Raw genomic sequence first — 20617 nt, forward strand, 5'->3', positions numbered from 1 at the left:
AACTACGGGACAAGGGGCGGTGCCCGAAGGTCGCATTAGTGGCATGCATGCGCGTACTGATCGTGCGGATCAACGCGATGGTGAGAGACGGCACCAGTTGGAGGACAGGTGCCGTGTGAAGACAGTTGCTCCTACCCAGAGCTCACCCTCGCGAACGAGCGGACTTCGTCCGCGATTGGCCGAAGCCTGCTCGGATTCAGGCTTTGATGCGGGAGCGGAACAGTTCCTGGTGTTCACGACACTGCTGCCCCGAGAGCAGGAACACGCCATGGCCGCCGTACTCGAAGTCCAGCCAGGTGAAGTCCACTTCCGGATAAAGCGCCGCCACGTGCACCTGGCTGTTGCCCACTTCCACCACCAGCGTGCCGCGCTCGGTCAGGTGGTCCCCGGCCTCGGCCAGCATGCGCCGCACCAGGTCCAGGCCGTCGTTGCCGCAGGCCAGGCCCAGCTCGGGCTCGTGGTGGTACTCGGCCGGCATGTCGGCGAAGTCTTCGGCATCGACATAGGGCGGGTTCGACACGATCAGGTCGAAACGCTGCCCCGGCAGGCCTTCGAAACCATCTCCCTGAACGGTGTAGACGCGCTCGCCGAGCTCGTGGCGCTCGATGTTGATGTTGGCCACTTCCAGGGCGTCGAACGACAGGTCGCCCAGCACCACCTCGGAGTCCGGGAAAGCGCTGGCACAGGCGATGCCGATGCAGCCCGAGCCGGTGCACAGGTCGAGGATTCGCGCGGGGTCGGCCGCCAGCCAGGGCTCGAAACGGCGTTCGATCAGCTCGGCGATGGGCGAACGCGGCACCAGCACGCGCTCGTCCACCACGAAGGGCATACCACAGAACCAGGCTTCGCCCAGCAGATAGGCGGTAGGCACGCGCTCCTCGATGCGTCGGCGCAGCAGGTGCATCAGGTAGTCGCGCTCCTCGTCCTCGAGGCGGCAGTCCAGGTACGCATCGGCCATTTCCCAGGGCAGGTGCAGCGCGCCCAGCACCAGCTGGCGGGCTTCGTCCCAGGCGTTGTCTGTACCGTGGCCAAAGAACAGTTCCTCGGCGTGGAAGCGGCTGACGGCCCAGCGGATGTGGTCGCGCAGGGTCAGCAAACGGGATTCGGTCACGGCAGCAGTCCTCGCAGCTCGCAAAAAGGGGCGCATTCTAGCGGAACGCGGGGGCTCTGGGGCGCCTCCGGGCAGTTCCTGAGAAGAATGCCAATACCACTTTGGCGCGAGTTCGCAAAGATTCACAGCGGACGCGTTACGGCCCACAATGAGTGAACATGCATTTACAGGAGTCCAGACATGTCCCATCCGCTCAGCATGCTGCAGATCAGTGGGCGCGGATATCCGCCGGCCACCCTGCGCCAGAGCACTCTGTTGATCATCGACGCCCAGGAGGAATACCGCAGCGGCGTGCTCGCCCTGCCTGACCTGGACGCGGCGGTGGCGCAGATTCGCCTGCTGCTGGAGACGGCCCGGAACATGGGCACTCCCATCGTCCATGTGCATCACCTGGGCGTGGTCGGTGGCCTGCTCGACCCGCAGGGCCCGCGCGGCCGATTCCTGCCGGAGCTGGCCCCGCTGCCGGGCGAGGTGGTGGTGGACAAGCGCCTGCCCAACGCCTTCGCCGGCACCGACCTGCATGACCGCCTGCAGGCCAGCGGTCGCCTGGACCTGATCGTCTGCGGGTTCATGACCCACTCCAGCATCAGCACCACCGTCCGCGCCGCCAAGGACTACGGTTATCGCTGCACCCTGGTGGACGCAGCCTGCGCCACCCGCGACATTCCCACTCCCGAAGGTGGCGTGCTCGCCGCCCGCGACCTGCACCGTGCGGAAATCGCCGCCCTGGGCGACAACTTCGCCGCCGTGGTCGCACAGGCCCAGGCGCTGGTCTGAAGCCACTCGTCCCGACGGGCGGCAGCGACAAGCGCCAGGGGTTAGGCTCAGCTTAGGCGCGAAAGCCCGCGAACCCACTCACCCAGCGGGTTCGCCGCGCTTCCCGACCCTGGGGTTGGAACCCCACCCCTCCCCACCGGTCATAGCCTCGTTCAACAGATGAGGAAGTCGGGATGAAGATGACCGAGAAGTTCGATCCACCCAGCCTGCGCCCGAAACGTCCGGGCCGCTGGCGCTGGCGCTTCGCCGCCGCGATTGCCGCGGTGATCGCCACCTTCGGCATCCTGTCCAGCATGGCCGGCGTCGCCGCCCTGCTCCGCCGCCAGCCCGCGGTGGGCGTGCTGCACATCGAACCGGGCGCTGGCGCCGTGCTGCTGGTCATCGGCCTGTTATGTCTCTGGCTGGGCGTCACCTTCTGGCGCGCCGCCCGCCGCCGTGCCCGTGGCCGCGACGGCCTGAGCCTGTCGCCGCGACTGATGAAGCGCCGCAACTGATTTCCTGGGCGAATTTCCGTAGGACCGGCACGATCCGTTAGACTGCGCGGCTCTTCGAGGAGGTGCGCATGCAAGACGACGATTTTTCCCAGTTCGCCCGCGAAATGCGCGGCGTCAAGCGCATCACCGTGGACCAGGCCGACACCGGCAAACCCAAGGCCGACCGCAAGCAGCTCAAGGAGCTGCGGCAGAACGCGACTGTGCGCACCGAGAACATCCGGGTGGACGGTCTGTCCGACCAGTTCGTCATCGACGTCGGCCCCGAAGACGAACTCTACTGGGCTCGCGATGGTGTCCAGGAAGGCCAGATCCGTAAGCTCAAGGCCGGCCAGATCGCCTTCGAGGGCAGCCTCGACCTGCATGGCATGAAGATCGAGACGGCCCGCGAAACCCTCTGGGACTTCATCGCCGAAGCCACTCGCTTCGAGATCCGCTGCGTCCGCGTCACCCATGGCAAGGCCGCACGCGTCGATGGCCGCAGCCCGATGGTGAAGAGTCACGTGAACACCTGGCTGCGCCAGCATCCGCAGGTGCTCGGCTTTGCCTCCTGCTTGCCACGCCACGGCGGTACCGGAGCGATCTACGTGATGCTGCGACGCACCATGCTCGAAGGTCGTGACGAATAAATCCGGCACGGTAATCCAGGTGCAGCGCATGGCACCAAACCATCAGCCATAACGCGCCAACCGGCAGCAGGCGCTTGCCAGAGGGGGCCGCGCGCCCTACCCTGCGCCACGGTTTATATTTTTGTCATTGCCACAGGTAGATCATGTCCCTGGAACAAAACTACTCCGCGATCCTCAGCCAGCTTGGTGAGGACGTCACCCGCGAAGGCCTGCTCGACACGCCCAAACGTGCCGCCAAGGCCATGCAGTACCTTTGCCGCGGCTACCAGCAGACGCTGGAGGAGATCGTCAACGGCGCCCTGTTCAGCTCCGACAACAGCGAGATGGTGCTGGTCAAGGACATCGAGCTCTACTCGCTGTGCGAGCACCACCTGCTGCCCTTCATCGGCAAGGCCCACGTCGCCTACATCCCCAATGGCAAGGTGCTGGGCCTGTCCAAGGTCGCGCGCATCGTCGACATGTATGCCCGGCGCCTGCAGATCCAGGAAAACATGTCGCGGCAGATCGCCGAGGCTGTGCAGCAGGTCACTGGCGCGCTGGGCGTGGCCGTGGTGATCGAAGCCAAGCACATGTGCATGATGATGCGCGGTGTCGAGAAGCAGAACTCCTCGATGGTCACCTCGGTGATGCTCGGCGAGTTCCGCGAGAACGCCGCCACCCGCAGCGAGTTCCTCAGCCTGATCCGCTGATCGCGAACCGCCGCCATGAAAAAACCGGCCCTCGGGCCGGTTTTTTGTGCCTGCGGAACAGAGATCAGCGGGTGTAGTAACCCACCGCCACCAGGTAGTGCCCGGCCTTGCGCAGGAAGGCGTGCTTGTTCTCCACCTTGCTGGTTACCGGGTTGCGCCACTGGTACTCGAACTCGGCTTCGCCCTTGGACTTGGCCAGTTCCAGCATGGCGTGGCCGATGGGGTTGCCGCCGGGGTCCTTGAGCGATTCGAAGTCGGTGCCGACCATCCGCGTGTTGAAGCCGTGGGCGACGAACTTCGAGGTGTCCAGGTCGACCACGAAGACGTAGAGGTCATCCTCGATAAATGTCTTGTCCCGTGCGGTGATCTTCTTGAAGGTCCCGTCCGGGTCGGCTTCGACGGCTTTCACCGCCTTGTCCAGCATGGCCGCCGCCTGCTGCGCCGACGCCCGCGGAATGTAGTAACCCACCGCGAGGAAACGCTCGCCGACGCGCTGGTAATAGACGTGCTTGCGCTCCACCTTGCCATCCGCCCAGTTCTTCCAGCGATAGTCGGCCTGTTGCACCTTGCCGGTTTCAGGGGACTTCAGCGCCTTGGCGAACTGTGCCTGGAGCGACGGATCGAGAGTGGAGGAAACGTCCCGGTCGATCAGCACCACCGACGGCCCGCCGCTGGCGAGCATGGTGCCCTTGCTGTCCACTACGAACACATAGAGCTCACCATCGACGAATTCTCCCTGACGGCTGAATGCGGCGAAGGCCTTGTCGCCCTCCTGCTTGTAGGCGGCCACCGCCTTGGATAGCAGCGCCTTGGCGCGCTGGTCGTCCGAACCCGAGGTGGCGGTCGGCTGGGCGGCGAACAATGGGAAGGACGACAGGAAAGAAAGCAGCAACAGTGACTTCAACAGCGTCTTCATGCGCGAATACCCCCGTGACATAGCTTGTAGTTGTGCTCAGAGCATAGCCAGCCAGGGGCGATTCGCGTCGGCATTCACTGCCGAAACAGGGGGCGATTCAGCCGAAGAATCGCTTCATCGAGCGCGAAAGCCAGCCGCCGTGGCTCTGGTCGCGGGTCAGCTCGTGCATGGTCGCCTTCACAGCGTCCACGTAGTTGGCGTCGTCGTTACGGATATGGTTGAACAGCCACCGGCCCAGCAGGCCCTTGAGCTCCTCGGCGACATCCTCGCCGGCATCGAAGCGCGTGCGGTAGTCGGAAACGCGCTTGATGAAGAGTTCATGGACCTTCTTGTGCGCGCGGGTGAACTGGTAGCCAGAGTCTTCCAGCAGCGTCTCCTCGAAGGCGAAGTGCGAGATGGTGTAGTCGACCAGTTCCTCGATCACGCCGCCGAGCATCGCTCGGTCGTGATGGGCCTGGGCCTCGTGCAACTGGTTGATCATTTCGACGATGCGCTTGTGCTGTGCGTCGATCACTCCGATCCCGGTATCGAGATCCGCCTGCCAAACCAGATAGGCCATCTTTCCCCTCCCCATGCCGGACAACGACACTGCCTGCCGCTCGCGCCCGGCCACATCGGTACATCCCGCATGGCAGCGCGTCCAGATTAGGGAGGGCGACAAAACGCCGCCATGATGCCGGTCAACCCCAAAGCGCCGGAATCCGCGGTTTAGAGCGGTTTTTTCGGATTCGTCTGATGGCACTTTGCCGGTTTTCTTCACCGACGCCCGGATCAGCCTGTAGGAGCGAGCTTGCTCGCGAATCGCCCAAGGTCAGGTGCTGCCGGAAACCTGTTCGCGAGCAAGCTCGCTCCTACCAAGAGCACCGGGCGCACAAAGAAAAACGCCGCTTCCAGGGAAACGGCGTTTTCAAGAAGCAGACGCAGATCAGTCCTGCATGGCCACATGCCGCGGGTGATCCGCCACCCGCGCCAGCCAGGCGTTGATGGCCGGGAAGTTCGACAGGTCGAAGCCGCCCTGGTGCGCCACATGCGTATAGGCATACAGGGTGATATCGGCGATGGAGTAGGTGTCGCCCACCAGATAAGGCGTCTGCTCCAACTGCTTCTCCATCACCTTCAGTGCCTTGTAGCCGCCCTTGTGGCACCGCGCGTATTCCTCGCGGCGCTCCTCGGGTAAGCCGAGGTAGAACTCGATGAAGCGCGCCACCGCCACGTAGGGCTCATGGCTGTACTGCTCGAAGAACTGCCACTGCAGCACCTGGGTACGCAGGCGCGGTTCGCTGGGCAGCAGTTCGCTGCCGTCGGCGAGGAAGTTGAGGATGGCGTTGGACTCCCACAGGCAGGTGCCGTCCTCGAGCTTCAGCACGGGAACCTTGCCATTGGGGTTCATCGCCAGGAACTCGGCGGTCTGCGTCTCGCCCTTGAGGATGTTGACCTCGTGCCACTGGTAAGGCAGGCCGAGCAGGTGCAGGGCCAGCTTGACCTTGTAGCAGTTGCCGGACAGTTGATCGCCGTAAACGGTGTACATGCTCATCTCCTCACTGGGCCTGGGCTTCACGGATCACCGCCGCCAGGCGGCGCAACCCCTCGCCGGCGCGTTCGGGCGCCACGTGGCTGAAGTTAAGCCGCAAATAGCCAGGGTTGGCATCCGGTTCGGTGAAGAAAGGCTCACCGGGCATGAACGCCACGTTCTGCGCCAGCGCCGCGTCCAGCAGTGTGCGGGTGTCCAGCGGCTGCTTGAGCCTGAGCCAGAAGAACAGGCCGCCCTGGGGCACGTTCCACTCGGCCAGATCGCCGAAATGCTGCTCCAGCTGCGTCTGCATGGCGTCGCGGCGGATGCGGTAGAAATCGCGCAGCTCAGCCAGATGGCCACGGTAGGCCTCGGTGCCGAACCACTGCAACGCCTGCCACTGGCCGACGCGGTTGGTGTGCAGGTCGGCGGACTGTTTCAGGCGCAGCAGGTGCGGGAACAGGTCCGGCGTCGCGATCAGGAAGCCCACGCGCAGGCCCGGCAGCAGCGTCTTCGACACCGTGCCGGTGTAGATCCAGCTGGACTTCTTCAGGCGGCTGACCAGCGGGGTCGCGGCGCCCTCATCGAACACCAGTTCGCGATAGGGCTCGTCCTCGATCAGGGTGACGCCGAACTCGTCGAGCACGGCGGCTACTTCATCACGGCGCTGTTCGCTGTAGCGCACGCCGGACGGGTTCTGGAACGTCGGGATGAGGTAGGCGAAGGCCGGCTTGCTGGTCTGCAGGCGCTGGCGCAATGCGGCGACGTCCGGGCCTTCGGCGCCCAGCGGCACGGTCAGGCAGTTCGCGCCGAACAGCTGGAAGGCCTGCAGCGCAGCGAGATAAGTCGGCGCCTCGAGCAGCACTTGGGTGCCTGGATCGATGAACAGCTTGCTGGCCAGGTCGAGCGTCTGCTGCGAGCCGCTGACGATCAGCACCTGGCTCGCTTCGCAGGGCACGCCCAGTGCGCGTGCCTCGGCGGCAATCGCCTCGCGCAGCGCCGGCTCCCCTTCGCTCATTCCGTACTGCCCCATACTCGCCGGCATGGCGTCCCAATTCACCTTCGGCAGCATCGGCTCGGCGGGCAGGCCGCCGGCGAAGGACATCACCTCCGGGCGCTGCGCCGCAGCGAGGATTTCACGGATCAGAGAGCTTTTCAGTCGGGCGATGCGTTCGGAGAAGGCCATGGGGTCACCGGTAGCGGGAGCACGGGAGAATGAGTCAAACTGCTTGACCGAAGCTACGACGCCCGAGACGGATACGTCAATATGCCTGACCTAATAAAAAATGCCCTGCAACTCCAGGCCATGGAAGCCTTCTTCTTCAGCTACCGGGCCTTCACCGCGAAACCGGACGAAATGCTGGAGCGTCGCGGCCTGAGCCGTGTGCACCACCGCATCCTGTTCTTCATCGCGCGCAATCCGGGGCTCTCCGTCAGCGAGTTGCTGTCCGCCCTGGGCGTGACCAAGCAGGCGCTGAACGTGCCGCTGCGCCAGTTGCTGGAACGCGACCTGCTCCGTAGCGAAGCCTGCGACAACGACAAGCGCCGGCGCCTGCTGGAGCTGACGGCCGAAGGCGGCAAGCTGGAGAAGGCCCTGCGCCAGGAACAGGGGCGCCTGCTGCAACGCGCCTTCGATGAAGCCGGAGAAGACGCGGTGCGTGGCTGGCTGGCGGTCAACCAGGCCATCGCCTGGTCGCAGGACGAGGATTAGCGCGCAGCGGCTTCCAGCTCGCGGGCAGCGCGCAGGAACATCAGCGCCAGCGGCAGCAGGCTGGCCATCGCCAGGGCAGTGCCGGGCAGGAACAGCAGGACGCTGAGCAGGCACAGGCCGGAGGTGACCTCCAGCCAGCCCATGATCTTCACCGACGGGTACGGCAATTCGATCTTCAGCAGACGGATGCCGTACCACAGGGTGACAATACCGGTAGGCACGAACAGCCCCATGAAGCCCATCAGCGCGCCGTTGAATTCGCCGCTGAGCTGCTCGTCGAAGATCAGGCTGTAGAGCTGCATCACCAGCGCGATGGCAATCGACAGCCCGACCGGCCAGGCCAGCCCACGGGCGTTGAAGCGATCCTCGAGAAAGCGGCGGGTGCGCCACAGCAGGAAGCAGCCGAGCACCGTGCTGAGCACGCCGACCCAGAGTTCGTAGCGCTGCCAGGTACTCGACTCATGCAGCGCTGCCGCGAAGGACAAGGCGAACAACACCACATTGCACAGCAGCAGCGCGAGACTCAAGAAACCGAGCAGACGCAGGTGGCCGGGGTTCCAGCGCCCAGCGAGGAAGGCCCCCGGAGCGCTCTGATCCACCAGCTCGACCTTGGGGGCGGCGTAGGGATTCTGTTCCATGGTGGCAATCTTCCATCAGTCGTACGGCTTCCCCGCACCATACCGGCGCACTCCTGCGCACGCCACTGCCGTTCGCACTGTACGGGCCACTCGGCCGCTGGCTGTTATGGGACAGCCCGGAGCCCGCGGGATTAGGCTGGCCGTACAACTAGACCGGTATACCGCCATGCCCCTCGAACTCCTCGGCGCCTTCGTGCTCTTCGCCTTCGTCACCTCCATCACTCCCGGTCCCAACAACATGATGTTGCTGGCCTCGGGCGTGAACTTCGGCGTGCGCCGGACCATCCCGCACATGCTCGGCATCAGCATCGGCTTCCTGCTGCTGGTGGTCGCCGTGGGCCTGGGCCTGCACCAGCTGTTCGAGCGTTTCCCGGCCACCTATACCGCGCTGCGCTACGCCGGCGGCGCGTATCTCCTGTATCTGGCGTGGAAGATCGCCCGCTCCGGCGCGCCCGAAGCAAAGGGCGAACACCACGCCAAGCCGATGACCTTCCTCCAGGCTGCCGCCTTCCAGTGGGTCAACCCCAAGGCCTGGGTGATGGCCGTAGGCGCCATCGCCACCTACCTGCCGGCCAATAGCTGGATCGGCAACGTGGTGCTGATCGCCACTCTGTTCGCCGTGGTCAACCTGCCCAGCGTCGGCGTCTGGACGGTGCTCGGCAGTCTGCTGCGGCGCTGGCTGGAAGACCCACTGCGGCTTCGCCTGTTCAATCTCGGCATGGCGGCGCTGCTGGTCGCTTCGCTCTACCCTCTGTTCACCCGCACCTGATGGAAGTTCGTGCATGACTGACAGCACTCCCGCCAGCGCACCCATGCGCCCGCTGGCAGACTCCTCCCCCGCCGCCATCGTCGCCGGCTTCGTCGCCATGCTCACCGGCTACACCAGCTCGCTGGTGCTGATGTTCCAGGCCGGCCAGGCGGCAGGGCTGACCACCGCGCAGATTTCCTCGTGGATCTGGGCGCTGTCCATCGGCATGGCCCTGACCACCATCGGCCTCACCTTGCGCTACCGCACACCCATCGTCATCGCCTGGTCCACCCCCGGCGCCGCACTGCTGATCAGCAGCCTGCCCGGCGTGCCCTACGGCGAGGCCATCGGCGCATTTATCGTGTGCGCCGCGCTGATCACCCTTTGCGGCGTCACCGGCAGCTTCGAGCGCCTGATGCGCCAGGTGCCCGGCTCCCTGGCCTCGGCGCTGCTGGCCGGCGTGCTGTTCCGCATCTGCATCGAAATCTGCAACGCCGCGCAGCAGCAGACAGCGCTGGTGGTGGCGATGTTCGTCAGCTACCTGATCGCCAAGCGCCTGTCGCCGCGCTATGCGGTGTTCGCCGCGCTGCTGGTGGGCGTCGCCCTGGCCGGCTTCCTCGGCCTGCTCAACTTCAGCCACTTCCAGCTGGAAATCGCCCGCCCGGTGTGGACCACCCCGAGCTTCTCGCTGGCTGCCACCATCAGCATCGGCATCCCGCTGTTCATCGTCGCCATGGCCTCGCAGAACATGCCAGGCCTCGCCGTGCTGCGCGCCGACGGCTACCAGGTGCCCGCCTCGCCGCTGATCTCCACCACTGGCATCGCCTCGCTGCTGCTGGCGCCGTTCGGCTCCCACGGCATCAATCTGGCCGCCATCAGCGCAGCCATCTGCACCGGCCCGGAAGCCCATGAGAACCCGCACAAGCGCTACACCGCCGCGCTCTGGTGCGGGCTGTTCTACGGCATCGCCGGCATCTTCGGCGCCACCCTGGCCGCACTGTTCGCCGCGTTGCCCAAGGCGCTGGTGCTGTCCATCGCCGCCCTGGCCCTGCTCGGCTCGATCACCAACGGCCTGACCAACGCCATGGCTGACGCGCGCCAGCGCGAAGCGGCGATGGTCACCTTCCTGGTCACCGCCTCGGGCTTCACCCTGTTCTCCGTCGGCTCGGCATTCTGGGGACTGGTGGCCGGCTTGCTGACCCAACTGGTGCTGAACTGGCGCCGCGCGCCGTAAGAGCGCCCCCCTTCTGCTAGCATGCGGGCGATTGCCCGAACCGGATCGCCCCGCATGCTGCACACCCTGGCCGTCGCCAACTACCGCTCGATCAACTCGCTGGTGCTGCCGCTGGGCCGGCTGAATCTGATCACCGGCGCCAACGGCAGCGGCAAGTCCAATCTCTACCGCGCCCTGCGCCTGCTCGCCGAGACCGCCCAGGGTGGCGTGGTGAATGCGCTGGCGCGCGAGGGCGGGCTGGAATCCACCTTCTGGGCCGGGCCGGAAACCCATTCTCGGCGCATGCGCTCGGGCGAAGTGGAAGTCCAGGGCGGCCCGCGCAACGAAGTGAAGCGCCTGCGCCTGGGCTTTGCCGGCGAGGATTTCGGCTACGCCATCGCCCTCGGCTTGCCGCCACCTCCGGTGGTCAGCGCCTTCGGGCTGGACCCGGAGATCAAGCACGAAAGCATCTGGGCCGGCCCCTGGTACCGCCCCGCCTCGCAACTGGTGGAACGCAACGGGCCGATGCTGCGCGCCCGCGAAGGCCGCAGCTGGCAGGTGCTGGAGCAGCACATTCCGACCTTCGACAGCCTGTTCACCCAGATTGGCAGCGGCTCCGACTGCCCCGAAGCCCTGCTGCTGCGCGAGCAGATTCGCGGCTGGCGCTTCTACGACCACTTCCGCACCGACGCCGACGCCCCCGCGCGCCAGCCGCAGCTCGGCACCCGCACGCAGGTTTTGCACCACGACGGCCGCGACCTTGCCGCTGCGCTACAGACCATTCGTGAAATCGGCGACGCGACTGCGCTGGAAACCGCCATCACCGACGCCTTCCCCGGCGCCGAACTGCAGATCGACTGCCAGCCCGGCGGACGCTTCGCCGTGGCGCTAAAGCAATACGGCCTGCTGCGCCCGCTGAGCGCGGCGGAACTCTCCGACGGCACCCTGCGCTACCTGCTGCTGGTCGCCGCCCTGCTCACCCCGCGCCCGCCGTCGCTGATGGTGCTCAACGAACCGGAAACCAGCCTGCACCCGGACCTGCTGCCGGCGCTGGGGCGCCTCATCATCGCCGCCTCGAAGCACACCCAGGTCTGGGTCGTGTCCCACGCCAGCCGGCTGATCGCCACGCTGGAGGAGCACCCCGAGTGCAACTGCTTGCACCTGGACAAGGAACTGGGCCAGACAAGCATCCGCGACCAGGGCATGTTCGATGCCCCGGCGTGGCATTGGCCGGGCTAACGCCGGCCGGTTCCCTACCATCCTGCGGGGGGCAGACCCGCAATGCTTTACAAAACCTGAAGGGAACTCAGCGCATCAGGCCGGCGCCTGCTCCGGTACGGTCTTGGCCACGCCTCGGCTGACCCACCAGCCGAACAGGCCGGCGGTGAAGAACATCAGCACGCCGTAGATGGCCGCCGGGATCGCCATGGTTTTATTGTTCAACAGCATGGGGCTGAGCGCCAGGGCGATGGCGAGGGTGCCGTTGTGGATGCCGATCTCCATGCCGATGGCGATGGATTGCGGCTTGGAGAGCTTGAGCAGGCGCGGAATCCAGTAGCCCAGGGCCAGGCTCAGCAGGTTGAAGCACAGCGCTGCGGCGCCAACGATGGGCGCATAGGCGAGGAACGTCTGCCAGTCCTTGGTCACGGCCACGCCGATGATCACCGCCAGCAGCAGCGCGGAGAGAATCTTCACCGGCTTCTGCAGCGCCGCCGCCACGCCCGGCAACAGGCGCCGCACGAGCATGCCGATGGCCACGGGGCCGAGGACGATGATGAATACCTGCACCACCTTGGCGAACTGCAGCGGGATGGTCTGGCCGTCGTTCATGAAGTACAGCAGCGACATGTTCACGATCAACGGCATGGTGAGGATGGCGATCACCGAGTTCACCGCGGTCAGCGTGATGTTCAGCGCGACGTCGCCGTGGGCCAGGTGGCTGTAGAGGTTGGCGGTGGTGCCGCCGGGCGATGCGGCGAGCAGCATCATGCCCACGGCCAGCGCCGCTTCGAGGGCGAAGCCCAGGGTGATAAGGAAGCACGCCAGGGGCAGCAGGATGATCTGGCACACCAGGCCGATCAGCACGGGCTTGGGATAGCGCACCACGCGGGCGAAGTCGGCGATGGTCAGGGACAGGCCGAGGCCCAGCATGATGATGCCCAGGGCGATGGGCATGAAAAGCGTCAGCAAGGGATCGTTGGTCATTGTCATTATTCTCCAACTGGAATGGGCCGATTGTTTCGGCCTCTCGGGCGCTTGTAACTGGCCTTGCAGGCCAATACCACTTCTTCCTGTAACAGAATGCGAAAGTTTGTAGCGAACGGGGCGGGATCGTCAGGCTAGCGGGCTTTTGTAGGAGCGAGCTTGCTCGCGAACCGCCCAGCGCCGAAGCGTCCGGAAAATTCGTTCGCGAGCAAGCTCGCTCCTACAGGTGTGACGGGGCAGCGTGGGTGCTGAGGCTAGCCGCGCGCGGCTAGCCCGGGACGATCAGATCGCCGTCGCCCCGCCATCCACCGGCAGCGCGATACCGGTGGTGAAGCCGGCGTGGTCGCTGCACAGATAGAGCACGGCGGAGGCGATTTCCTCCACGCGGCCGACGCGACCCACCGGGTGCATGGCGGCGGCGAACTCGGCCTTCTTCGGGTCGGCTTCGTAGGCGCGGCGGAACATGTCGGTATCGATCACCGCCGGGCACACCGCGTTGACGCGGATTTTCTTCTTCGCGTACTCGATGGCGGCGGACTTGGTCAGGCCGATCACCGCGTGCTTGGAGGCGGCGTAGATGCTCATCTTCGGCGCAGCGCCCAGGCCGGCCACCGAGGCGGTATTGACGATGGCGCCGCCGCCCTGCTCCAGCATCACCGGAATCTGGTGCTTCATGCAGAGCCAGACGCCCTTGACGTTGACGCCCATGATGGCGTCGAACTCGCTCTCCTCGCCGTCCGCCAGCTTGCCCTTCTCGATCTCGATGCCGGCGTTGTTGAAGGCATAGTCCAGGCGGCCGTAGGCAGCCACGGTGCCTTCCACCAGCGCCTTGACCTCGGCGTCGCGGGTCACGTCGCAACGGATGAAGGTCGCCTCGCCACCCGCCGCGCGGATCAGCTCGACGGTGCCTTCGCCGCCCTTTGCGTCGACGTCGGAAACCACGACCTTCACGCCCTGCTGGGCGAAGGCCTGGGCGGTGGCGCGGCCGATGCCGTTGGCGGCGCCGGTGACCAGGGCGACCCGGCCGGAAAGCAGCTGACTCATGAGCGTTCCTCGAAAGCGTTGCGAAGCGAATGGGGTAACCGTCGCAGTCTAGCCAGAGCGTTGCGGGCGCGAAGCACTATCAGGCGGGGCGACGTCGCTGCATCCATACCGATGATGATTACGCCAAATCTGGATCACTGGCGCCGATGGGCGGACATTCCCCCGGCGGACGGAACTTGCCCCAACGCTGCGCGCGGACTATCACCTAGGCTTTCCCCCTGACTGAGTCCACTGCCATGTCCGCCCAGATCAACCGTCAGTTCCAGCTCGCCCAGCGCCCGGTCGGCGCCGCCACCCGCGACACCTTCGCCTATGTGGAAACCCCGGTCGGCGAGCCCGGCCCGGGCCAGATCCTGGTGAAGAACCAGTACCTGTCGCTGGACCCGGCCATGCGCGGCTGGATGAACGATGCCAAGTCCTATATCGCCCCCGTTGCCATCGGCGACGTCATGCGCGCCCTTGGCGTAGGCAAGGTGATCGCCTCGCAACACCCGGACTTCAAGGTCGGCGACGAAGTGAACGGCGCCCTCGGCGTGCAGGACTACTTCCTCGGCGAGCCCAAGGGCTTCTACAAGGTCGACAGCCAGCGCGCGCCGCTGCCGCTGTACCTCTCTGCGCTGGGCATGACCGGCATGACGGCTTATTTCGGCTTCCTCGACGTCGGCCTGCCCCAGGCCGGTGACACCGTGGTCGTCTCCGGCGCCGCCGGCGCGGTGGGCAGCGTGGTCGGGCAGATTGCAAAAATCAAAGGCTGCCGCGTGGTCGGCATCGCCGGTGGCGCCGACAAGTGCCGCTACCTGGTGGATGAACTGGGCTTCGACGGCGCCATCGACTACAAGGCCGAGGACGTCAATGCCGGCCTCAAGCGCGAATGTCCCAAGGGCGTGAACGTGTTCTTCGACAACGTCGGCGGCGACATCCTCGACGCCGTGCTGGGCCGCCTGGCGCCCAAGGCACGGGTGGTGATCTGCGGCGCGATCAGCCAGTACAACAACAAGGAAGCCGTGCGCGGCCCGGCCAATTATCTCTCGCTGCTGGTCAACCGTGCGCGCATGGAAGGCATGGTGGTGATGGACTACGCCCACCGCTTCCAGGAAGGCTTCAAGGACATGGCGACCTGGATCGCCGAAGGCAAGCTGAAGTCGAAGGAAGACATCGTCGAAGGCCTGGAAACCTTCCCCGAGACCCTGGCCAAGCTGTTCAGCGGCGAGAACTTCGGCAAGCTGGTGCTGAAGGTCTGACGGCCGCTCCCACCAGGATTCCTGTGCTCGGATCGGCCCTCACCCTACCCCTCTCCCAGAGGGAGAGGGGACCGTTCGGCGCAGGATGAAACTACAGCTTCAGCCGGCACAATCGGCTCCCTCTCCCCCTGGGAGAGGGCTGGGGTGAGGGAAAAGGCACTGCGCCAGAATCACATGGGGAGGATGTTCGCGGACATGACCCGCTCCCGGAGTTCTGCATTCCTCGCTCTATCTCGATGATTTCCGACAAGCTCTGTTGAGCCTTTCCAGCTAGGATTTCCCCTGGTCGATTCCAAGGAAGATCCCCCCGAATGTCCCTCGCCCGTTGGCTGCCCGGCCTGGACAGCCTGCTGCACTATCGTTTCGACTGGCTACCGCGCGATGTGCAGGCTGGCCTGTCGGTGGCCGCGGTGCAGATTCCCACCGCCATCGCCTATTCGCAGATCATCGGCTTCCCGCCCCAGGTCGGTCTCTACGCCTGCATCCTGCCGATGCTGATCTACGCCATCGTCGGCAGCTCGCGGCAGCTGATGGTCGGCCCGGATGCCGCCACCGCGGCCATGGTCGCGGCGGCCATCACACCGCTGGCGGCCGGCAACCCGGAGCGCCTGCTGCAACTGTCGATGATCGTCGCGGTGCTGGTGGGCGCCATGTCCATCGCTGCCGGGTTCGCCCGCGCCGGCTTCGTCGCCAGCTTCCTCTCGCGGCCCACGCTGGTGGGTTACCTGAACGGCATTGGCCTGAGCCTGATCGCCGGGCAACTCGGCAAGATTCTCGGCTACCACAGCGAGACCAGCGGCTTCGTCCGCGGCCTGATCGCCCTGGTGCGCAACCTCGCCGATACGCATTTCCCGACCCTGGCACTGGGGGGGGGCACCCTGGCGCTGATGATCCTGCTGCCGCGCCGCTACCCGAAGATTCCCGGCGCGCTGGTGGGCGTGCTGTTCGCCTCGATCATCGCCGCTGTGTTCGGCCTCGACCAGTACGGCATCAAGCTGCTCGGCGAAGTACCGCAAGGACTGCCACAGCTGAGCTGGCCGAAGACCAACTACGAGGAGCTGGGCAGCCTGTTCCGCGACGCCATGGGCATCACCATCGTCAGCTTCTGCAGCGCCATGCTCACCGCGCGCAGCTTCGCCGCCCGCCACGGCTACGCCATCGACGCCAACCACGAGTTCATGGCGCTGGGCATGGCCAATATCGGCGCGGGGATTTCCCAGGGCTTCGTCATCAGCGGCGCCGACTCGCGCACCGCGGTGAACGACATGGTCGGCGGCAAGAGCCAGATGGTCGGCGTAGTGGCCGCGCTGGTGATCAGCCTGGTCCTGCTGCTGTTCAGCAAACCACTGGGCTGGGTGCCGATGCCGGCGCTGGGCGCGGTGCTGCTGATGGCCGGTTGGGGGCTGATCGACTTCCGCGCGCTGCGCGGCTTCTGGGCGCTGAGCCGATTCGAGTTCGGCCTGTGCGTGCTGACCACTGTCGGCGTGCTCAGCGTCGGCGTACTGCCGGGCATCTTCGTCGCCATCATGCTCGCCCTGCTGCGCCTGCTCTACCTCACCTATCGCCCGCACGACGCGGTGATGGGCTGGGTGCACGGCATCGACGGCCAGGTGGAGCTGGAGCAGTACCCCAACGCGCACACCCTGCCGGGGCTGGTGATCTACCGCTTCGACGCGCCGATCCTGTTCTTCAATGCCGACTACTTCAAACAGCGCCTGCTGGAAGTGGTGGCCGAGGCGCCAAACGCGCGGGCGGTGCTGCTCAATGCCGAAGGCATCCTCAACCTGGATATCAGCGGCCTGACCTCGCTGCGCGAAGTGCAGCAGACCCTCGACGCCCAGGGCGTGCACCTGTCCCTGGCACGGGTGACCGGCGAAACCCTGGTGATGCTCAAGCGCTCCGGTGCTTTGGGCGAGGTGAAGCCGCCGCTGGTGTTCAGCTCGGTGCGCGCGGGGGTCAACGCGTACCGGCGCTGGCACCAGCAGCGCAAGCGCGAGCAGGCGACCAGCGCCCAGGCTTCACAGGCGGAACTGCCCGACCAGCCCCAGTAGCTCGCGGCTGAGCTGCGCCAGCTCGACGCTGGACGACGCGGTGGACTCCATGGCCTGCGCCGATTCGTCGGCGATGCCACGGATGCTGCTGACGCTGCGGCTGATCTCCTCGGCCACCGCGCTCTGTTGCTCGGAAGCGGCGGCGATCTGCTGGTTCATCTGGTGGATCACCGCCACCGCCGAGGCGATGGTGCCCAGCGCGGCCTCGGTCTGTACCGCGTCGCCGACGGTCATTTCCACCAGCGCGTGACTGCGTTGCATACGTTGCACCGATGTAGTCGCGCCGTTCTGCAGGGCGGCAATCAGCGTCTCGATCTCCGCGGTGGACTGCTGGGTGCGCCGCGCCAGCGCCCGCACCTCGTCCGCAACCACGGCAAAGCCCCTGCCCTGCTCGCCCGCTCGCGCGGCCTCGATGGCGGCGTTGAGCGCCAGTAGGTTGGTCTGCTCGGCGACATTCTTGATCACGTCCAGCACGCTGCCGATGCTCTGGCTCTCGCGGCCAAGCTGCTCGATGCTCTGCGTGGCCGCGCGCACCGCATCGGCCAGTTGCTCGATGCGGCCCAGCGTCTGGCGCACCACGTCCTGCCCGCTGGCCACCTTGCCGTCGGCCTGTTCGGCGGAGCTGGCGGCTTCTTCGGCATTGCGCGCCACGTCATGGACGGTGGCCGCCATCTGGTTCATCGCCGTGGCGACCTGGTCGGTCTCGGCCTTCTGGCTGTTCACCCCGTGCTGCGTGCGCTCGGTAATGCTGGACAGCGCCTGTGCCGAGGCGGTGATCTGCCCCACGCCATCGCTCAACCGGCTGACGATGCCGCGCAGGCTGTCTGCCATGCTGCCGACTGCGCCCATCAATTGGCCGACCTCATCCTTGCGCCGCACGTCGATGCTCAGGCTCAGGTCACCCTCGGCGATGCGTCGAGCCATGCCGATCACCTGGCGCAGCGGCCGCACGATCATCCAGGTGATCAACATCGACGCCAGCGCACCAACCAGCAGCGCCAGCGCAGCCGAAGCGACGATCAGCAGCGTGTTGGTGCGTAATTGGCTCTGCATGGCCGCGCGTTGGGCGGCGTAGGCGTCGTCGACCTGCTGCATGACCAGCGCCGCGCGATCGTTCATCTGCGCGTGGACCTGCTTTTCCTGCTCGAGGCTGGCGGTGTACTCATCGAGCTTCTCGACGAAGGCGTTGATGTTGGTGATGACGTCCTTGAGCACCGAGACGTAGGTTGGATCGGTGATCGCCTCCTGCAATTTGGCGGACAGCTCCAGCGCCTCGGCGGCGGATTTGATGCGGCCGCCCTCGGCCTTCTCCTCGCCGCCAGCTTCCATGCGCGAGCGCGCCTCGTTCAGGCCCTGCAGCACCAGGCGATAGAGCTGGCTGACCTGGGCCGCCTGCCGCAGCAGTTCCTCGCCCTTCTGGCCCTGGGAATCCTTGAGTTCGTAGGCGCCGTCATCGGCCAGGCTGGATTGCAGGATGTCCAGGCTGTTGGACGCGCCGTTGACCGACCAGGTGGCGGCGTCCAGCGACAGTCGCCGGCTCTTGCTGGACTTCTCGAAGCTGGCAAAGGCCGCGAGGTAATCGGCGACGCCCTGCTCTACGCGGGCCATGGCCGCTGCCTCCTCCGGCTGGGCCTTGAGCCGCGCCACCGCTTCGCCGAGGTTGCCGGCGTGTTCGCGTAGGCGTTTGGCCGAGGCATCGCTGGCGTCGATCACGAAGTCCTTCTCGCTCTGGCGCATCTCTAGCAACTCGCGGTTGATGGTCGACATGTCGCCGAGCAGGTCGAAACGCTGGGAAATCGACCGTAGCGAGGTCACGCCGATCACCGCCACCAGGGCGGTCAGCAACAACACCAGGCCGAACCCGATGGCCAGTTTCTTCGCCGTTCCCATATCGGCCAGACGACGCTGCACGAAGGCAACCATGGCTTCTCCCCCCATCCGCAATGGCGTTGCAGGAAATCCCCGAAGGTCTCCTGATCGTTATCGCTGCTTTTGCGCGGAACATTAGGAGCGCCGCGCACCGACTGGATAGAGGGCACGACGGTGATGGCACGGTGATGCTGCACAGAGATACGTGGAGGTCGTATCCAGAACACTGAACAAGGCTTTCCTGGCCCAGATACGGAAATCGCCGACAGCGAGCTGACAGCCTGATCGTTCAGATTCCGACACCGGACTTTTCTTTCCAGGTGCTCGGATGAATGCCTACTACCAACTGGTCCTGCAGCTCCCGCTGGCGGATTTCGCCTGCGAACTGCAACTACCGGAGCTTTACCGCGAGCAGCGCCGCCTCGACCCACTGCTGCTGGCTCGCGGGCAATTACCGATTCGCAGCTTCGTCTGCCCGCTGGCCTGCGATGAGGTCAAGGGCGATTGGCTGGACGGCTGGTTCGATACCCGGACCGGCTGGCGCCTGGTGCGCGGCATCGTCAGCCTGATTCACGACCGCACGCTGGAATTCGACCGCCGCGACCCACTGCTCTCGGAACTCTTCGCGCTCGGCCAACGGCTGGACGTGGCGCACATGGTCGGCGTCCACTGGCAGCTCGGCCTGGAGCTGGAACTCGCCTGACGAGGCAGCGCCAGTCGCAAAGCCCTACTTCGGGCGAATCATGCTGAAGGTGTCGCGGGTGTAGCTGTACTGGGTGCCGCCCAGGCGCCCTACCAGGTCCAGCTTCGCCGGATCGACATGGCGCTCGTCCTGCATCACCGATTCATCGATGTGCGCCAGCAGCACGCGGGCGAAGATCAGCATGCTGGAAGGGTTGTCCGCCGGGTACGGCATGATTTCCGCCAGCTGGCATTCGAAGGCCACCGGCGCGCCGACCACACGGGGCGGCGCCACGCGCTCGCTGGGCACGGTGGCGATGCCGGCCTGCTCGATCTCGCTGACGCCGTGGGGCAGCCAGGCGGCGGTGGCGTTCATGTTCTCGGCCTGGTCGGCGCTGACCAGGTGGATCACCAGCTCGCCGGTCTCGCGCACGTTGCACAGGGTGTCCTTGACGCTGCCGTCCTCACGCACGCTGGTGTTGACCAGCAAGGTCGGCGGCGAATCGCTGATGACCTGGAAGAAGCTGAACGGCGCGAGGTTGCTCTGGCCATCCTTGGACAGCGTGCTGACCCAGGCGATGGGCCGCGGGGTGACCGTGGAGGCCAGCCAGCGGTAGGCCTCGGCCTTGGACAGTTGGGTAAAGTCGAGTTGCATGGGCTGATCCTGGCAGAACGGCGGGCGATGCGGTGGGAAAGGCGCGGGCCGCTTCAGGCGGCCCGGCGATACACGGCTCAGCGGCCGGCGCGGGATTCCTTGATGTAGAAGCGCGCGCGGCTGGCCTTGTCGGAGCAGCCGTCGTAGGCCTCGACCTGCTGCTGGGTCTTGGCGGCAGTCAGCAGGCCGACGGCCTTGGAGTAGCTGACAGTGCCGGCGAAACCTTCGGCCTTGGCCAGGTCCAGTTCGTGCCAGGCGGCGTTCAGTTCGTTGGCGCAACTGTCGCGGTTGACGGTCTTGCCCGAGCAGCCGGCGACGGCGAGCAGCAGGGCGATGATCAGGGGAATACGCGGCATGACGAAACTCCTGGAAGTATTCGGGGGTGAATCCAGCTTAGAACGCAGCGCAGAGGCCTGCCGGACCGCGCCGCAGTATGCC

Annotated in this window: 22 protein-coding genes and 2 pseudogenes; 12 read left to right on the forward strand and 12 right to left on the reverse strand. The window is 65.8% G+C overall.

The genetic code is table 11. The annotated features are described in order from the left end of the window. Positions 1-119, forward strand: a pseudogene (locus ACIPK7_RS28665) (IS110 family transposase); the annotation flags it as partial. A gap of 77 nt (positions 120-196) precedes the next feature. Here ACIPK7_RS28665 and prmB read toward each other — a convergent pair. Beyond that, complete coding sequence (prmB, locus tag ACIPK7_RS28670; protein WP_401091711.1) at positions 197-1111, reverse strand: 50S ribosomal protein L3 N(5)-glutamine methyltransferase; 915 nt, start codon at positions 1109-1111, stop codon at positions 197-199. Between the two features lie 180 nt (positions 1112-1291). Between prmB and ACIPK7_RS28675 the strand changes: the two genes are divergently transcribed. The 4 genes from ACIPK7_RS28675 to folE all read left to right on the forward strand — a co-directional run bounded on the left by ACIPK7_RS28675 (position 1292) and on the right by folE (position 3697). Further along, the gene (locus ACIPK7_RS28675; protein ID WP_081520633.1) at positions 1292-1888 is read left to right on the forward strand and encodes a cysteine hydrolase family protein; all 597 of its coding nucleotides are present in this window, start codon (positions 1292-1294) and stop codon (positions 1886-1888) included. A gap of 173 nt (positions 1889-2061) precedes the next feature. Then, positions 2062-2382 carry a hypothetical protein gene (locus ACIPK7_RS28680; RefSeq protein WP_151186520.1) on the forward strand — a complete coding sequence of 107 codons (321 nt, stop codon included), beginning with the start codon at positions 2062-2064 and terminating at the stop codon, positions 2380-2382. 68 nt (positions 2383-2450) lie between these two features. After that, the gene (locus ACIPK7_RS28685; protein ID WP_081520635.1) at positions 2451-3008 is read left to right on the forward strand and encodes a Smr/MutS family protein; all 558 of its coding nucleotides are present in this window, start codon (positions 2451-2453) and stop codon (positions 3006-3008) included. A 143-nt stretch (positions 3009-3151) separates the two neighbouring features. Further along, positions 3152-3697 (forward strand): GTP cyclohydrolase I FolE, encoded by a 546-nt coding sequence (gene folE, locus ACIPK7_RS28690; protein WP_045208675.1) that lies wholly within the window; start codon positions 3152-3154, stop codon positions 3695-3697. Positions 3698-3761: 64 nt separating this feature from the next. On the opposite strand, the gene ACIPK7_RS28695 is transcribed toward folE, so the two are convergent. From ACIPK7_RS28695 to ACIPK7_RS28710, 4 genes are all read right to left on the reverse strand, one after another. Further along, a complete protein-coding gene (locus ACIPK7_RS28695; protein ID WP_225614929.1) occupies positions 3762-4613 on the reverse strand; it encodes a cache domain-containing protein in 852 nt (283 codons plus the stop codon). A 97-nt stretch (positions 4614-4710) separates the two neighbouring features. Next, the gene (locus tag ACIPK7_RS28700; protein WP_192433850.1) at positions 4711-5172 is read right to left on the reverse strand and encodes a bacteriohemerythrin; all 462 of its coding nucleotides are present in this window, start codon (positions 5170-5172) and stop codon (positions 4711-4713) included. Positions 5173-5538: 366 nt separating this feature from the next. Beyond that, complete coding sequence (locus ACIPK7_RS28705; RefSeq protein WP_192433852.1) at positions 5539-6141, reverse strand: glutathione S-transferase family protein; 603 nt, start codon at positions 6139-6141, stop codon at positions 5539-5541. A 10-nt stretch (positions 6142-6151) separates the two neighbouring features. Continuing rightward, positions 6152-7309: a PLP-dependent aminotransferase family protein gene (locus ACIPK7_RS28710; RefSeq protein ID WP_401091715.1), complete on the reverse strand. Its 1158-nt coding sequence runs from the start codon at positions 7307-7309 to the stop codon at positions 6152-6154. 81 nt (positions 7310-7390) lie between these two features. On the opposite strand from ACIPK7_RS28710, the gene ACIPK7_RS28715 reads away from it, so the two are divergent. Beyond that, positions 7391-7834, forward strand: coding sequence for a MarR family transcriptional regulator (locus ACIPK7_RS28715; RefSeq protein WP_192433857.1), 444 nt, complete (start codon positions 7391-7393; stop codon positions 7832-7834). Here the strand turns inward: ACIPK7_RS28715 and ACIPK7_RS28720 are convergent. Then, positions 7831-8472, reverse strand: coding sequence for a hypothetical protein (locus tag ACIPK7_RS28720; protein WP_401091717.1), 642 nt, complete (start codon positions 8470-8472; stop codon positions 7831-7833). The two genes, ACIPK7_RS28715 and ACIPK7_RS28720, sit on opposite strands and share 4 nt — an antisense overlap. Positions 8473-8638: 166 nt before the next feature. Between ACIPK7_RS28720 and ACIPK7_RS28725 the strand changes: the two genes are divergently transcribed. The 3 genes from ACIPK7_RS28725 to ACIPK7_RS28735 are packed head-to-tail and all read left to right on the forward strand — an operon-like array spanning position 8639 to position 11672. Continuing rightward, entirely contained in the window at positions 8639-9241 is a 603-nt protein-coding gene (locus ACIPK7_RS28725; protein ID WP_401091719.1) for a LysE family translocator, read from the forward strand. Between the two features lie 13 nt (positions 9242-9254). Continuing rightward, on the forward strand, positions 9255-10454 hold the full coding sequence (locus ACIPK7_RS28730) for a benzoate/H(+) symporter BenE family transporter (protein WP_401091721.1): 1200 nt from the start codon (positions 9255-9257) through the stop codon (positions 10452-10454). Positions 10455-10508: 54 nt separating this feature from the next. Then, positions 10509-11672 (forward strand): AAA family ATPase, encoded by a 1164-nt coding sequence (locus ACIPK7_RS28735; RefSeq protein WP_401091723.1) that lies wholly within the window; start codon positions 10509-10511, stop codon positions 11670-11672. A gap of 75 nt (positions 11673-11747) precedes the next feature. Here ACIPK7_RS28735 and ACIPK7_RS28740 read toward each other — a convergent pair whose 3' ends face one another. Both ACIPK7_RS28740 and ACIPK7_RS28745 read right to left on the reverse strand, forming a co-directional pair. Next, positions 11748-12638, reverse strand: a complete 891-nt coding sequence (locus ACIPK7_RS28740) for a bile acid:sodium symporter family protein (RefSeq protein WP_401091725.1) — start codon at positions 12636-12638, stop codon at positions 11748-11750. 282 nt (positions 12639-12920) lie between these two features. After that, on the reverse strand, positions 12921-13682 hold the full coding sequence (locus tag ACIPK7_RS28745; protein WP_401091727.1) for an SDR family oxidoreductase: 762 nt from the start codon (positions 13680-13682) through the stop codon (positions 12921-12923). A 236-nt stretch (positions 13683-13918) separates the two neighbouring features. Between ACIPK7_RS28745 and ACIPK7_RS28750 the strand changes: the two genes are divergently transcribed. Then, positions 13919-14923, forward strand: a complete 1005-nt coding sequence (locus ACIPK7_RS28750) for an NADP-dependent oxidoreductase (protein WP_401091729.1) — start codon at positions 13919-13921, stop codon at positions 14921-14923. 311 nt (positions 14924-15234) lie between these two features. Beyond that, a complete protein-coding gene (locus ACIPK7_RS28755; RefSeq protein ID WP_401091731.1) occupies positions 15235-16974 on the forward strand; it encodes a SulP family inorganic anion transporter in 1740 nt (579 codons plus the stop codon). Here ACIPK7_RS28755 and ACIPK7_RS28760 read toward each other — a convergent pair. Both ACIPK7_RS28760 and ACIPK7_RS28765 read right to left on the reverse strand, forming a co-directional pair. Then, a complete protein-coding gene (locus tag ACIPK7_RS28760; RefSeq protein ID WP_401091776.1) occupies positions 16942-17823 on the reverse strand; it encodes a methyl-accepting chemotaxis protein in 882 nt (293 codons plus the stop codon). The two genes, ACIPK7_RS28755 and ACIPK7_RS28760, sit on opposite strands and share 33 nt — an antisense overlap. Further along, positions 17800-18912: pseudogene (locus tag ACIPK7_RS28765) on the reverse strand (HAMP domain-containing protein); the annotation flags it as partial. The pseudogene ACIPK7_RS28765 and the gene ACIPK7_RS28760, both read right to left, overlap by 24 nt. 259 nt (positions 18913-19171) lie before the next feature. Between ACIPK7_RS28765 and ACIPK7_RS28770 the strand changes: the two are divergent. Continuing rightward, positions 19172-19546: a hypothetical protein gene (locus ACIPK7_RS28770; protein ID WP_401091733.1), complete on the forward strand. Its 375-nt coding sequence runs from the start codon at positions 19172-19174 to the stop codon at positions 19544-19546. 24 nt (positions 19547-19570) lie between these two features. On the opposite strand, the gene ACIPK7_RS28775 is transcribed toward ACIPK7_RS28770, so the two are convergent. Beyond that, complete coding sequence (locus ACIPK7_RS28775) at positions 19571-20179, reverse strand: flavin reductase family protein (RefSeq protein ID WP_401091734.1); 609 nt, start codon at positions 20177-20179, stop codon at positions 19571-19573. Positions 20180-20256: 77 nt separating this feature from the next. Beyond that, complete coding sequence (locus ACIPK7_RS28780; RefSeq protein WP_192433871.1) at positions 20257-20535, reverse strand: hypothetical protein; 279 nt, start codon at positions 20533-20535, stop codon at positions 20257-20259. Between the last annotated feature and the right edge of the window lie 82 nt (positions 20536-20617).

The sequence above is a fragment of the Pseudomonas sp. NPDC086581 genome (genome assembly GCF_044746165.1).
In the GTDB taxonomy this organism is placed as follows: domain Bacteria; phylum Pseudomonadota; class Gammaproteobacteria; order Pseudomonadales; family Pseudomonadaceae; genus Pseudomonas.